The organism is Rhizobium sp. CB2179, from assembly GCF_057653455.1.
Map to the genome: position 1 here is coordinate 530126 of NZ_JBYGKR010000003.1, position 13660 is coordinate 543785.

Below are 13660 nucleotides of genomic sequence, written 5' to 3' on the forward strand. Positions count from 1 at the left end.
CGGGGCACCCTGCCCCGCCACGCTGGTTTCAGAGATTCGGGCACTGATCGCCGGGATCGACGTCCTTGAAGCTATCGACGACTGCAACGCTGCCATCGTCCTTTACCTGGCCAAGATACATCGTCAGCGGCGCGTGGTGCTGTTTGTTCATGGAGATCTTGCCGCGCGGACCGGTGAAGGATGCGTCCGGGAGGGCTTTGAGCACGTCCGCCGTATCCGTGCTGCCGGCCTTTTCGACGGCTGCCTTGTAAAGGTAGATCGCTTCATATTGTGGCACGGAAAGATCGTTCGGCGTGCGCAGTTCCTTGCCGAACTTCTTATCCATGGCCGAGAGAAAAGCCTTGTTTTCCGGGCTATCGATGCCGGTGACGTAGGATGCCGAGAGGAAGATGTCCTTGGCATCCGCGCCCATGCTCTTGGCGGTGCCTTCGTCAACGGCGAGATTGCCGTAAGGCAGGGTGACGCCAGACGAGCGCAACTGCTTGGTCAAGGTCACGTTCGGTGCGCCGCCGGCTGTCGAGGTGATGATGGCGTCGGCGCCCGAGGAGCGGACCTTGGAGATGATGGCCGTCCAGTCGCTGCCGTCCATCGGCAGATATTCCTCGCCGACGACCTGAGCCCCGGCTTTTTCGATATAGCCCTTGGCGAAGGTCAGCATGCCGCGTCCGAAGGCATAATCCGAACCGATCAGGAAGAATTTCTTTGCGCCCTGTTTGCTGATGAAATTGTCAACGACAGGCGGCACCTGCTGTTCTGGAACCCAGGCATCGACGAAAAGATTGGCGTTGCAGGATTTGCCTTCGTAGAACGACGTGTAGATGTATGGCACGTCACCCTTGGAAATAATCGGCAGTCCGGCATTGCGCGCAGCACTCGTCTCCATGGAGATGATCACGTTCACCTCCTTTTGGAAAACCAGGGAATCGAAGGCCTTTTGCGCGCCGGCCGCCCCTGATGCGTCGTCGGCGATCTCAAGCTCCAATGGCCGCCCGAGCACGCCGCCTTTGACATTGATCTCTTCGACGGCAAGCTCCGCAGCTTGGACGACGGATGGCGCGACCACGCTGTTTGCGCCAGACAGCCCGACCGGCACGCCGATCTTGATCGGGTCCTCGGCGAAAGCTGCGGTGGCGAATGCCGCAGATGCCAGCGTCAGGATTATGGTTTTCATTTGCATTTTGTTCCCCTTTCTTGAGTGGGTCGATGTTACCCGTAGACATCGGCTCGGCGGTCGCCGAGCAGATGATTGAAACTGTTGAGCGTGCGGGTTTCCGTCACGCTCGACAGAGCGATATGCGCAAGGAGGATTTCCTCGCGATCGGCGCTGGCCGGACCAGATACGGGCCAGCCTTGCGGGCCGACGATAAGGCTTCGGCCGATGAAGGACTGGCCGCGCTCGATGCCGATCCTGTCGGCGCAGGCAATGTAGAGACCATTGGTGTGGGCAGCCGCCTTGTGGAGGATATTGGCCATCGGCTCGGGAACGCTTTCCGCACCGGCCATCGGGACCCAGTTGGTGGGGACGCAGACCAGCTCGGCGCCGGCCAGCGCCAACTGACGAAACGTTTCCGGAAACCAGCCGTCGTAGCAGATAGCGATGCCGATACGGCCGAATGGCAGGTCGAATACCGGCAGCCCGAGATCGCCTTTTCTGAAAAAACGGTTTTCGTTGTTCCACAGATGAAGCTTGCGGTATTTGCCGATATATCCCTCGGGACCGCAGAGAAGAGCGCTGTTGTAAAACCGGTCGCCATCCTGCTCGGCAACGCCGCTGACGATGTAAAGGCCAAGCTCCTCGGCAAGACGGCAGAGCGTCTCGGCACTCGGGCCGCCGGGTACCGGGCCGGCCAATGTGGCAACCTCATCGCCGTCACGGAAGTTATAGCCGCTATCGGCGAGTTCCGGCAGAACGACGATCTCCGCGCCCCTGGTCTTTGCCGACCTCACCAGCCGCTCGATAGCCGCAAGATTACCGGCGCGATCACCGACGATCGGTTCGAATTGGACGGTTGCGACGGTTACCGTCCGTGCGGCTGAGGTCTTGACGGTCAATCTTGTCTCCAAACGCAAAAAACCTCTGGCACGGAATTCAATCCGTGAACCAGAGGCTACATAGCCATGATGTGAATGCGGCAGCCCTGCCGCCGAGCAAACCTGCTCGTTGTCTTTAGGCTTGCACGAAAGAATGTGACCGTCAAGCGGCTTTAGCAGGCATCTTCAGGGCGCATAGGTTCGGCGACTTAAGGTTGAGTTTTTGCGCTTATGGAAAGTCCGAGGCTTTTCATGGTGTCTTGCGCGGCGATGATGGATTCGGCAATCGTCGCCATCGGAACGCGCTTTGACGTCGCCTGATCGCGCAACAGCTTATAGGCCGCCTCCTCGTCGAGACCGTTCATGACCCGCAGCGCCGAAACGGCCTTTTCGACCAGCCGGCGACTTTTCAAGGTTTCCTCGAGTTTTTGCACTTTGCCGGCGAGCCGTTTTTCGTAGCTATGCCGATAACGTGCAAGCGCAAATTGCGTCAGAATGCCGAGTGGCCGCAGCGGTTTACTGATCACGCCGTGAGCGTTGAGATCGATGATCGCTTGGAGGGCGGTCGGGCTCTCATAGGTTACGATGGCGATGATCGCCGTCTGCTGGAGGTCGATAATCTGCAGCGCGTGCTCGACATGCACATCCTCGACGTGCAGAAAGACGGTGTCTACGTCAGGAGGCAAGGCTGGCGGAAGCGGCCAGGTGGCCCGAACCTCACAGCCAAGGCGCTTGAGGTGGGCGATCAGAACGTCGCCGTCCTCGTCGCGAGGATGGACGACCAGAACGCGTGCGCGCCGCAGATCCTGAACGATCCTGCTCGGTCCCGCCATCTCAGGCCTCCAGCCAAACGTCTTCGAACCGCGAAGCCGTCAGGTAGGGATCCGGCCGGATCGGGCCAGGCGCCTGCCAGGCAATGTCGAAAAGTCCATCGGCGCGCGCCACGCCAATGCGGGGATGCAGCCAGAGGTGGCGGGTATCGGCGTCGAAATTGATCCGGCCTTCCGGAGCAAGAAAGTCTTCCAGGAGAATTTCCTCGGAAATGCGATGGGTTTCAAGCGAGCCGGCCCGAGCAAGCGCTCGGGCGAAAAGGTGAACCTGCGCATAGGCCGGCTGCGACCATACGCTCGTGGTGAAATCCTGGCCGAAGCGGGCTTTGAATGCCCCTACGAAGCGCTCATTCGCCTCGTTTTCGACCGTCTGGAAATAGGTCGCAGACAGAATATGGCCGGTGCAAGCGTCGGCTCCGATCTCGCGAATCTCGCTCTCGGCCATGGTCAGACTGGCAATCGGGACCCGCCTGCGATCGATCCCGGTCTCGGCATACATGCGGTAAAAACGCTGCGCCGGCCGGCCGATGATCGTCGAGAAAATGGCATCGGGCTTGAGACGAACGATATCGGAAATAACCGAACGCAAGGTTTGTTCGTCGGCATGAAGAGGAAGATATCGTTCGCTGACGACTTCACCGCCCTTTGCCTCCACCACATCGCGCATGACCCGATTGGATTCGCGCGGATAAATATAATCTGCACCGACGAAGAGGATCCGGCGTCCATGGTGGCGGAGAAGGTATTCCGCGAGCGCGAAAGTATTCTGATTGAGGGTGGCGCCGGTATAGACCACATTCTCCGAATATTCGAAACCTTCATACATCGACGGATAAAACAGCAGTCCGTTGTGCCGCTCGACGATCGGCAGCACCGCCTTTCGGCTGGCTGACATCGACGCACCGAAAATGATGTTGACGTCGTCATCGGCCAGAAGTCGCCGCGCCAGATTGCGATAGGCGGTTTGATCCCCGCCCGGATCATAGGCGATCGGAACGATGGGCTTGCCAAGCACGCCGCCCGCCGCATTGACTTCCTCGATCGCAAGTGCGGTGCCAAGAAAGTGCTCGGTTTCCGTAATTTCGCTAATTCCGCTTCTGGAAAACAGCACTCCCACCCGCCATTCGGAGCTTGTCATCTTTGCCTTTTCCGAGATGTTGGAGGTTCGAAAGCGGTGAATGCCTGAGTTCCGCGCTTTCGACTTCCATACCCTTAGTGCTTTTTCATGCAGTGCTGCAAGCGGGTACAATGCAGGTCACCCGCGTATCACCCAACGATGGAGACAGGTTACCGGCTATGAACCGATGCAGGCATCACATCGTCGGGTATCGGGCACACATAGGCTTTGCCGCTGGTCTTTTCCCGCCACTCGGCCGTCGCGGCTGCCAGAAGGTCGGATGACGACATCAATGCGAGCCCCGTTGTCGCAAGCGTCTTGGCCGCATGCGCCATGGCTTTGTGCGCGGCCGGGCTTTTTCCCTGCGCGACGACCTGCCAGGTATGGGGATTGGTGCCGATCGCCCAGGCTGGTGCCCAGCATTGCGCGGTCGGCGTCACCCAGCTGACATCGCCGACATCGGTCGATCCGGCCCGGAAATGCGATTGTCCCTCGAAATCGCGCAGGCCGGTGTGCAGGGGCGCCGAGCCATCGACCTTGGCGTTGGAGAACACATCGCCCTTGATCTGATAGAGGCGGATGCTGCTCCTGATCGCTTCGGGTGTGAAGGTATCCTGGATTTTGCTCGCGAAGGCGATGTCGGCCTCGTCAAAGGCTATCGGCCCGAGGGCGACCATGTTCTCGTGCATCGCCGTTTCAAGTGTGATGTTGGGAAGAAGGTTCGTCGAGGCGGTGTCGAACACGATCTCGACCTCTGTTTCGGTCATCATCGCCGCACCTCGTGCAACCTTCTCGACCCGCCCGGCAAGCTCAAGCGCCTGCGGCATGTCAGGCGCCCTGATCAGATAGAGAACCTCGGCGCTGGCCTGCACCACATTGGCGGCCCTGCCGCCGGTGTCGGTGATCGCGTAGTGAACGCGACAATCCTGCGGCATGTGTTCACGCAGGAAATTGACGCCGACATTCATCAGTTCGACCGCATCGAGCGCCGAGCGGCCGAGATGGGCGCTGTTGGCCGCATGTGCTGCGACACCCCTGAAGCGATAGTAATATTCGAGAACGGCAAGATTGTTCGTCGAGCGAACACCGTTGAACGGAGCCGGATGCCAGGTCAGTGCGGCATCGACGTCATCGAACGCGCCGGCGCGAACCATGAAGGTCTTGCCGGAACCGCCCTCCTCTCCCGGGCAGCCATAATAGCGCACCGTCCCGGGCAGGTTGTTCTCCTTGAGGTGGCGGGCAAGCGCAACCGCCGCCATCAGCGATCCGACGCCAAGCAGATTGTGCCCGCAGCCGTGACCGGTTGCTCCCGCCGCCTCGGGAAGAGGCTCGGCTAGGTCGGCGGTCTGGCTCATTCCGGCCAGGGCATCGAATTCTCCGAGGAAAGCAATCACCGGCTTGCCGCTGCCGGATTCGCCGATGAAGGCCGTTTCCATGCCTGCGACGCCGCGGCGCACGGCAAAGCCGTTTTCCTCGAGTGTCCTTGCCAGCAATTGCGACGAGCGCCGCTCCTCGAACTTCAACTCTGCGAAGTCCCAGATGCTGTCGCTGAGGGCAGTATAGTCCGGCTTGATCTTTTCGATCGTCGCGGCAATGGAGCTGATCGCGTCAAGATTCATGGTATTCCTCGCTGTCTGCCCTGCCGCCACAGGGATGTGTTGCACCGGACCCGGCAGGACTGCCTGCCGGATCTCCTGTTGACTGTTGAGTGGGATGGTGGCGCCCGACCATCGGGCGCGGAGTTCAGGATCAGTTGTCGAGCGAAACTTCCCAAAGACGGGCATTCGATTGCCAGACGGGCTGGCCCTTCAGCTTCTTGGTCGCGCCCCAGACATCGACCATGTCATAGAGGAAGATGCCCGGCATTTCCTTGAGCATCAGCGTGTGAAACTCGTCGAAGATCGCTTGACGCTTCGTCTGGTCGGGTTCCGCATAGGCGGCCTTCATCAACTCGACGGCCTTTGGATCATCCCACATCAACGACGCATTCTTATCCTTGTTGCCGACATAGAAGCCGTACATCAGCGCCGGATCGAGCCGCGGCGCGACCGATTGCGAGATGATCTGGTAGTTGCCGGACCGGCGGCGATCGACCTGCGTTGCATAGTCGAGCACCTCGATCTGCACATTGAGACCTGCCTGCTGCATCATGGCCTGCGCCATCACCGCGGCCGGGAAGCTTGGCACGTTGCTGCGCTTGTTGGCGATGATGGTAATCGGCTCGCCCTTATAGCCGGCCGTCGCAAGTTCTTTCTTCGCGGCCTCGACGTCGTAGGGCAGACGCTCCTTCTGGACATCGTCGAAATAGAGCGAGTCTTGCGAAACCATCGAACCGTTGGCTGCGCCGGTGCCATTGGAGGCGGCCTCGACGAGTTGGTCGAGATCGAGCGCCATTGCCATGGCGCGGCGCACGCCGGGATTGCTCAGAACCTTGTCGCGCGTCTGGATGTAGAAGAGGTTTTTGCCGTTGTTGCGCGCCACGATCAATTGCATCGTGTCGCTCGTCTTGAATTCGGGAATGAGATCCGGCGAAATCTCCGCGGTATCGAGCACCCCGGACTGAAGGCCGGCCTTTACGGTCGAAGCATCGGGAATCACCATGAACTTGATGCCATCGACGAGAGGGCGTTTGGAGCCGACCATGCCGTCGGGCTTGCCGTCATTCTCTGGCGAGACATAATCGTCGAACTTGGCGAGATGGATATACTCGCCCTTTTTCCATTCATCCCATTTGAAGGGACCAGTGCCGATCGGCTTGACGAAATTTCCGTCTGCGCCGACCGATTCCGGGGAAATGATCCCGGTGTAACCGCATTCGGGGCGCGACATCAGGCCAAGGAAAACCGCGGATGGCTTTTCCAGCGCGATGGTGACGGTCGACGCATCGACTGCCTTGACCCCCGTAACATGCACGCTGCCGCTGCCGTCGAAGTCAGGAAGGCAGGTCCATTTCGTTTCGGGCTTGAGATAGCGGTTCCAGTTCCAAACGACGTCATCGGCGGTCAATGTCTTGCCGTTGTGGAATTTGACGTCGTCACGCAGTTTGAAGCTGTAGGTCAGCCCATCGGCCGAGACTTCGAAGCTCTTTGCCAGCAGCGGCTTGACCTCGCCGTTGTTGGCATAGCCGACGAGCCCTTCGACGATATGCAGGATGACGCCATCGGTATTGCCGTCGCGATTGACGCCCGGATTGTTGCTGCGCAGATCGGAACTTTGAGCCACGACGATGTCGCGGGCGTGGATCACGCCGGTCATCGCCATCAACATGGTGCCTGCAAGAAGAAGCTTGTGCATCGTTCTACCCTCTTTTTATGATCGTCAGGATTGGAATTCATCCCAGCAGGCGCGTGAAAGCCTGCCGATGGTTTCAAGCGCGACGGTGTAGCCGGGGGTGCCGTCCGGCATCTCCTGCGGCACGTCGTCGGTATAGGCGGCGATGATGTAGAAGGGGGAACCGTCGCGATAGACGATACCGGCATTCATGCGGCCGCGCTTTCCCGTGCCGCCCTTGTGGGCGACGAGCACACCGAAGGGCAGCCTGGAGGGAATGGCATAACGCAGGATCTGGTTCTTCAGGGTCTGAAGCGCGTAAGCGCTGAGCGCCTGCGAGCAGCCGAGCCGGTCCGCGGCTTCCCGCGAATCCTGCGCATCCAGGATGGTCTGCAGCAGATAGACCTGATCCCGCGCCGTCGTCGTGGTGACGGCTTTCAATGAGTGATCGGGCGACAGCGCCAAGGGAGGGATGAGGAAGCGATGGTTGGTGCCCGTCATGCCGATCGACTTGCAATAGCTGTCGACCTCATCGAGCGTCAGCCTTTCGAAGACCATCTTGGTGCAGACATTGTCGCTCAGCACCATCATGCCGGTGATGGCATCGCGCAGCGATATGACGATACCGGGCGTCAGATAGCGGAACATCCCGCTCGCCACTTCCTCGGCGAAACGCTTTTCGTAGGTGATCCGTTCGTCCAGGTCCAGGCGGCCTTCATGGGCGGCCTTCAAGGCTGCCATCATGATCGAGGTCTTTCGGGTGCTGGCGGAAGGGGTTTCCTCGTCCGCGCCTCTGCCGATCGTTTCACCTGTGCCAAGCGCACGCACCATGAAACGCGTGACGAAAGGTTGGGCATCGCAGATCGCGTTCAATCGCTCGCCGAGCTTTGCGGATTCAATCATCGTCGTCATGTCAGTTCTCCAGGCGCCATTTGAGGATCACGCCGCCCTGAGCATTGTGGTCCAGAGCGGGGATGGCCGAGAGAAGCCTTTGCGTATAGGCCTCCTTCGGGCGGTCGAAAACCGTATCGCGGTCGCCCTCCTCGATGATCCGGCCGTCCTGCATGACGACGACGCGATCGGCCACCTGTTCGACCACGCCGAGATCATGGCTGATGAACAGGCAGGAAAAGCCGTAGCGTTTTTGCAGATCGGACAGGAGTTCGAGCACCTGCGCCCTGACCGTCACGTCGAGCGCCGATACCGGTTCGTCGGCGATCAGGAATTTCGGCCGGCGCGCAATGGCGCGGGCAATCGCCACGCGCTGCCGCTGGCCGCCCGAAAGCTCATGCGGGTAGCGCCCGGCATAGTCGGACCCAAGACCGACTTCCTCCAGCGTCTCCAGGGCGCGCTTGCGCTTAGTCATGGCGTCGAGATCGGGAACGAGCCGCAGCGCTTCTTCCACGAGCGCGAGGATGGTCATGCGCGGATCGAGCGAGGAATAAGGATCTTGAAACACCATCTGGCAATTCAGCCGATAGTCCATCCAGTCGGCGTCGCGGCTGCGTCCCTTGAACCGGATATCGCCTTCGCTCTCGCGGACCAGTCCGGCAATGGTGCGGCCGAGCGTGGTCTTGCCGGAACCCGAACCGCCGACCAGCGCCACGACTTCGCCCTCGTGGATATCGATGCTGACGCCATGCAGCGCCCGTTTCGGCGTTGCCTTCTTCATCAGCGACCGCCGGCCCGGATAGTCGACGACGATATCGCGCGCAGAGACCATCGGCGCCCTAGTCTTGTCGATCGTCCGCGTCTCTCCGCGAAACGGCAGGGAGGAAAGCAGTTTCTTCGTATAGGCACGCTGCGGTGCGTCGAGCAGATCGGCGGTGCGTCCTTCTTCGACGATCACGCCCTTTTCCATCACGACGATGCGGTTCGTGTAGCGGGCAACCATCGGCAGATCGTGACTGATCAGCAGCACGGCGGTGCCTTCCGCCTGCGTCAGTTCCACCATCAATTCCATGACATCGCGCTGGATCACGGCATCGAGCGCGGTCGTCGGCTCGTCGGCGATCAAGAGCGCCGGTTTCAGCAGCATCACCGATGCCAGCATGATGCGCTGGCGCATGCCGCCTGAGAATTCATGCGGATAGGACGTGAGCGCCCCGGCGGGGTCGCGGATCCCGACCCGGTTCAGCATGTCGAGGATCCGTTTGCGTCGTTCCTCCTTCGAAAGTTTCGTATGCAGCTGCAACCCTTCTTCGAGTTGGCGGCCGACGGTCATCGAGGGGTTGAGCGAGGTCATCGGCTCCTGGAAGACGACACCGATTTCCGCACCACGCAACTGGCGCAATTGCGCGCCGTTCATGGAAAGCACGTCGCGTCCCTTGTAGGCAATGGAGCCGCCGATCACCCTGATGGGTGCCGGCAGCAGCGAGATCAGGGCGCGTGTTGCCAGCGTCTTGCCCGATCCGCTTTCTCCGACGATGCCGAAGATTTCGCCCGGCGCGATGTCGAAGCTGACGTCCTTGACGACCTGCACACCGGTCCCAGTGACCTGAAGCGACAGGTTGCGGACATTCAAAAGCGTTCTATTGGTCATTTCAGCCCCCTCATCCGCGGATCAAGCTTGTCCCGTAGAGCGTCGCCCAGAAGATTGATGCCGAGAAGCGTCAGGGCGATCGCCAGGCCCGGGAACAGGCCCAGCCAGACAGCCTGCTCGATGAATGGTCGCCCGGCAGCCAGCATGTTGCCCCAGGTTGGCGCTGGTGGCGGGACGCCGAGACCGAGAAAGCTGAGCGCGCTTTCCGAAAGGATCGCCCAACCGAACATCGAGGTCGCCAGCACGGTGATCGGGGCGATGCAATTGGGGAGGATATGGCGGAACATGGTGTAGAGCTCGCCATTACCCATCACCTTGGAGGCCTCGATGAATTCCCGCTCGCGCAGCGACAGGACGGCACCCCGGACAACGCGGGCCATGGAGGGAGAATAGGCAATGCCCAGCGCGAAGATGATGCCATATTGGTTGGCGCCGAAGACGGCGAGCAATCCAAGCGCCAGAAGGATGCCCGGAAAGGCGAGAAGCGCATTGTTGACGGCCATGATGGCGGCATCGATCCAACCGCGGGCGTAGCCGCTGACGAGACCGATCAGAGTGCCGCAGACCGTTGCGAATGTGACCGTCAAGGTGCCGATCCAGACGCTCGCCCGGGCGCCGACGATCAGGCGGCTGAGCACGTCGCGGCCGAATTCGTCGGTTCCGAGCCAGTGGGCGCTGCTTGGTGCCGCCAGCCGTGCGGTGAAGCCGAGCTTCATCGGATCATAGGGGGTCCAGAAGAGGCCGATCGCAGCGGAGATGAGCAGTGCGGCAATCAGAATGCTGCCGATGAAGCCGTTGAAGGTGACGTTTTTCATTCGGCGACTACCCGCGGATCGAACAGGGGATAGAGCAGGTCGACGACCAAATTGACCAGCACATAGGAAAGCGAGACGAACAGCAGACACCCCTGGATCACGGGGTAATCGCGGGCAAAAATACTGTCGACCATCAGTCGCCCGAGCCCCGGTATGGTGAAGACAGTTTCGATGACGGCAATGCCGCCGAGCAGATTGCCGAGGATCAGACCGATGACTGTCCAGGTCGGGCCGAAGGCATTCTTGAAGGCGTGCCGCCAGAGGACGGCGCTCTCGGAAAGCCCCTTGGCCCGGGCGTGGGTGATATAGTCGAGACGCAGCACTTCCAGCGTCGAGGCGCGTGCCATGCGGATCAACACACCCATCTCGTGAATGACCAGGGTCATGATCGGCAGCACGAGGTAAAGCAGGCCGCCGGTGAGATTACTGCCGATCGAGACATAGCCGAGGACCGGTAGCCAGCTGAGTTTCAGGCCGAAGAAAAGCAGGAGCAGGAGGCCGAGCCAGAATGTCGGGATCGACAGCAGGATCGTGGCCGTGCCGACGAGCGCCAGGTCCGTCAGACTGTTCTGCCGCCAGGCGGCGATGACACCGGCCGGCACGGCGATGAGGCTCGCCAGAAGGACGGCGATGACGACGACTTCGGCGCTGACCAGAAAACGTGATGCAACGAGCGGCAGAACCGGCTCGTCATTGACGATCGAGCGGCCGAAATCACCCTGGACGACATTGGCGGTCCAGATCAGGAACTGTTCCGGCAGCGATTTGTCGAGGCCGAGTTCGGAGCGCATCGCCGCGATCTGACCCGGCTCAGCCATATCACCCAGCATCAATGCCGCCGGATCGCCGGGTATGAAGCGGATCAGCGTGAAGACCGTCACCGAAACGAGGACGATCGTCGGCAATGCCATCAACAGGCGGTTTAGAACGAATTTCAGCATTTTTGTTCCCCGCGATGGGTAACGGATAGTGCCCGGCGCCATCGGTTTCGTTGCCGCAGACTATGATCGAATGAGGAAATATCCGCAATATTATGCGATTCTGTCATAAGTCTATGCGGAATACGACCGCAACCAAAGCGGCTGCGCTGGAATAGGAATGCAGGCTAAATATTTAATTTCAAATGTCTTTTTGCGATAGCTTGATCTGTCGCTTTAAGGCGTCGCTGAGAGCATGGGCGGCAATCGAGAGTGGCGTTCCGACCGCCCTCGCCAATCCGAACTCCTGGGTCGCGCGTGGCACGAAAGGACGGTGCACCACCGGCAGGTGGCGATAGAGATTCGCATAAAAGCTGCTGATGATCGTGACCCCAAGGCCATGCGCGACATAGGAACAGGCGGAACTGTTGGTATGCGTCTCGATCTTGACGATCTGCTTGATGCCGGCCCGCCGGAAGGTCTGGTCGAGCGCCATGCGGTTCGGCCGTTGGCGGCCGATCAGAATGAGGGGCACGTCGCGCAAATTTCTGACTGTGATTTCCTCCAGTTTCGCTAGAGGATGATCCTTCGGAACGACGCAGACGCTTTCGCCGGTTGCGACCCGCTCGACCTCGATGCCCGGTCCGCTCTCGCCCTCCATGCGCAGAAAGCCGAAATCGATCACCCTCTGCTCGACGAGCTTGTTGATCGCGGTCGTCGTCTCGAAGAAGGTTTCGATCCGCACACCGGGGAAATCGCTGAAGTAATCGGCCAGCATTGCCGGCGCGAAATGCTCCCACATGCTGCTCGGCAAGCCGACGCGGACGATCTCCGGGCCGGCAGCGCCGCTTCTCAAGTCCTCCGCGTGGCCCGACATCCGATCGACTGCGAGCAAGATGTTCTCGGCATCGCGGGCGAGAAGCAGGGCCTCGGGGGTGGGGATGAGACGGCCTTTGTCGCGCACGAAAAGCGACATCGAAAGGTCCGCCTCGAGCTGCTGGAGAAGGCGGCTGACGCCGGACTGACTGAGGCCCATCGTCTTTGCCGTGGCAATCGTCGACCCTGTCGCCAAAAGCGTGCGCAGGACTTCCAGTTGCTTGATATTCATGCGTTTGCGACCCCCCGGTACGGTTCAGGCGCCGTCATCATACCCAGTCCGAAATGCTTTGAAGGAAGAGGCTGGCGGCCTTGGGTATCGGAAATTTCTCTCCGCTGATCAGCGCGTAAGCAACCGGCAGTTCCGGTTCGAGCGGAATGAACTGCAGCGGCAGCGTCGCATATTCGCGGGCGATGATCTCGCCGACCAGTGCAATGCCGAGCCCCTGCGCGGCCAGCGCGCAGGCACTCGCCACCGAATGCGCCTCGAGCAGGGGGCGTTGACGGATGCCGGATTTGTAGAACAATGCCTCAAGCTCATGGCGAACCGGTCGCTCCCTGTTCAGCATGATCAGATCCTGCCCCTTCAGGTCGCCGACCGACAATTGGCGGCTGCCGGCCTTGGGATGATCGTTGTGCAGGGCGCAAATGACCCGCGACGACAGGATCTTCTCCTGTTTCAATCCCGGGCTCATCAGCGGCAGACGCGCGAAGCCGAGATCGGCCTCGCCGTCAGCCACCATCCGTTCAATTGCCAGATAGCTGCCGGATGCGACTTCGACGCGCATCGGTCCATTCGCTGCGAGAAAGTTCTTCACCAGCTTCGGAATGCGCGTCGAGGAAAGACTGGAGGGAAAGGCTAGCCGCAGCATGATCTCGCGCGATCGACCGCTCTCGAGTTCCATCGCCGCCGTTTTCAAGGCGCGTAGCCGGTCGGAAATGGCCCGGATTTCCGGGCCGAGCTGCAGGCCCTCGCGGGTTGGTTGAAGCCGGTTCTTTTCCCGGTCGAAAAGCCGGACGCCGAGATAGTCTTCCAGTTGCTGCAACAGGCGACTGGCGTTCGATTGCGAGATCCCAAGCTCGACGGAAGCGGCGATCGTCGAGCCCGTCGCGGCGATCGCGTCATAGGCCTCGATATGCTTCAGGCTGATCGCCGCACTCGTGTGTCGCGCCATTCTATCTCCAACGTCGATAGCCCTACCCGCAAACCGCATAAGATTGCGGAGCTGCGGAAAGTTGAACATTTTCCGCTGAGAACCAAA

12 protein-coding genes are annotated in these 13660 nt (G+C 60.4%); all 12 read right to left on the minus strand.

The annotated features are described in order from the left end of the window. Positions 1-28: 28 nt before the first annotated feature. A complete protein-coding gene (locus AC244Q_RS30980) occupies positions 29-1177 on the minus strand; it encodes a substrate-binding protein (protein WP_003553137.1) in 1149 nt (382 codons plus the stop codon). Between the two features lie 29 nt (positions 1178-1206). Further along, positions 1207-2052: a nitrilase family protein gene (locus AC244Q_RS30985; RefSeq protein ID WP_003553139.1), complete on the minus strand. Its 846-nt coding sequence runs from the start codon at positions 2050-2052 to the stop codon at positions 1207-1209. Between the two features lie 188 nt (positions 2053-2240). Then, positions 2241-2864: an ANTAR domain-containing response regulator gene (locus AC244Q_RS30990; RefSeq protein ID WP_003553141.1), complete on the minus strand. Its 624-nt coding sequence runs from the start codon at positions 2862-2864 to the stop codon at positions 2241-2243. A 1-nt stretch (position 2865) separates the two neighbouring features. Next, positions 2866-3999, minus strand: a complete 1134-nt coding sequence (locus AC244Q_RS30995; protein ID WP_003553142.1) for a transporter substrate-binding domain-containing protein — start codon at positions 3997-3999, stop codon at positions 2866-2868. 149 nt (positions 4000-4148) lie between these two features. After that, on the minus strand, positions 4149-5597 hold the full coding sequence (locus AC244Q_RS31000) for a M20 family metallopeptidase (RefSeq protein ID WP_003553144.1): 1449 nt from the start codon (positions 5595-5597) through the stop codon (positions 4149-4151). A gap of 130 nt (positions 5598-5727) precedes the next feature. Further along, the gene (locus tag AC244Q_RS31005; protein ID WP_128407242.1) at positions 5728-7272 is read right to left on the minus strand and encodes an ABC transporter substrate-binding protein; all 1545 of its coding nucleotides are present in this window, start codon (positions 7270-7272) and stop codon (positions 5728-5730) included. A 24-nt stretch (positions 7273-7296) separates the two neighbouring features. After that, complete coding sequence (locus AC244Q_RS31010) at positions 7297-8160, minus strand: serine hydrolase (RefSeq protein ID WP_003553147.1); 864 nt, start codon at positions 8158-8160, stop codon at positions 7297-7299. 1 nt (position 8161) lies between these two features. Beyond that, positions 8162-9790, minus strand: coding sequence for an ABC transporter ATP-binding protein (locus AC244Q_RS31015; RefSeq protein WP_003553149.1), 1629 nt, complete (start codon positions 9788-9790; stop codon positions 8162-8164). After that, on the minus strand, positions 9787-10605 hold the full coding sequence (locus tag AC244Q_RS31020; protein ID WP_003553156.1) for an ABC transporter permease: 819 nt from the start codon (positions 10603-10605) through the stop codon (positions 9787-9789). Before AC244Q_RS31020 ends, AC244Q_RS31015 begins: the two co-directional genes overlap by 4 nt. Continuing rightward, positions 10602-11546 (minus strand): ABC transporter permease, encoded by a 945-nt coding sequence (locus AC244Q_RS31025; RefSeq protein ID WP_003553158.1) that lies wholly within the window; start codon positions 11544-11546, stop codon positions 10602-10604. The genes AC244Q_RS31020 and AC244Q_RS31025 overlap by 4 nt, the downstream gene beginning before the upstream one ends. 178 nt (positions 11547-11724) lie before the next feature. Continuing rightward, a complete protein-coding gene (locus AC244Q_RS31030) occupies positions 11725-12630 on the minus strand; it encodes a LysR family transcriptional regulator (protein WP_003553160.1) in 906 nt (301 codons plus the stop codon). A 37-nt stretch (positions 12631-12667) separates the two neighbouring features. Then, a complete protein-coding gene (locus AC244Q_RS31035; RefSeq protein WP_221971706.1) occupies positions 12668-13642 on the minus strand; it encodes a LysR family transcriptional regulator in 975 nt (324 codons plus the stop codon). Positions 13643-13660 lie beyond the last annotated feature (18 nt).

What these genes read in the sequence shown, in the direction of transcription:
- AC244Q_RS30980 (WP_003553137.1), bottom strand. Translation starts at nt 1,177, where the DNA reads ATGCAAATGAAAACCATAATCCTGACGCTGGCATCTGCGGCATTCGCC.
- AC244Q_RS30990 (WP_003553141.1), bottom strand. Translation starts at nt 2,864, where the DNA reads ATGGCGGGACCGAGCAGGATCGTTCAGGATCTGCGGCGCGCACGCGTT.
- AC244Q_RS30995 (WP_003553142.1), bottom strand. Translation starts at nt 3,999, where the DNA reads ATGACAAGCTCCGAATGGCGGGTGGGAGTGCTGTTTTCCAGAAGCGGA.
- AC244Q_RS31000 (WP_003553144.1), bottom strand. Translation starts at nt 5,597, where the DNA reads ATGAATCTTGACGCGATCAGCTCCATTGCCGCGACGATCGAAAAGATC.
- AC244Q_RS31005 (WP_128407242.1), bottom strand. Translation starts at nt 7,272, where the DNA reads ATGCACAAGCTTCTTCTTGCAGGCACCATGTTGATGGCGATGACCGGC.
- AC244Q_RS31010 (WP_003553147.1), bottom strand. Translation starts at nt 8,160, where the DNA reads ATGACGACGATGATTGAATCCGCAAAGCTCGGCGAGCGATTGAACGCG.
- AC244Q_RS31015 (WP_003553149.1), bottom strand. Translation starts at nt 9,790, where the DNA reads ATGACCAATAGAACGCTTTTGAATGTCCGCAACCTGTCGCTTCAGGTC.
- AC244Q_RS31020 (WP_003553156.1), bottom strand. Translation starts at nt 10,605, where the DNA reads ATGAAAAACGTCACCTTCAACGGCTTCATCGGCAGCATTCTGATTGCC.
- AC244Q_RS31025 (WP_003553158.1), bottom strand. Translation starts at nt 11,546, where the DNA reads ATGCTGAAATTCGTTCTAAACCGCCTGTTGATGGCATTGCCGACGATC.
- AC244Q_RS31030 (WP_003553160.1), bottom strand. Translation starts at nt 12,630, where the DNA reads ATGAATATCAAGCAACTGGAAGTCCTGCGCACGCTTTTGGCGACAGGG.
- AC244Q_RS31035 (WP_221971706.1), bottom strand. Translation starts at nt 13,642, where the DNA reads ATGTTCAACTTTCCGCAGCTCCGCAATCTTATGCGGTTTGCGGGTAGG.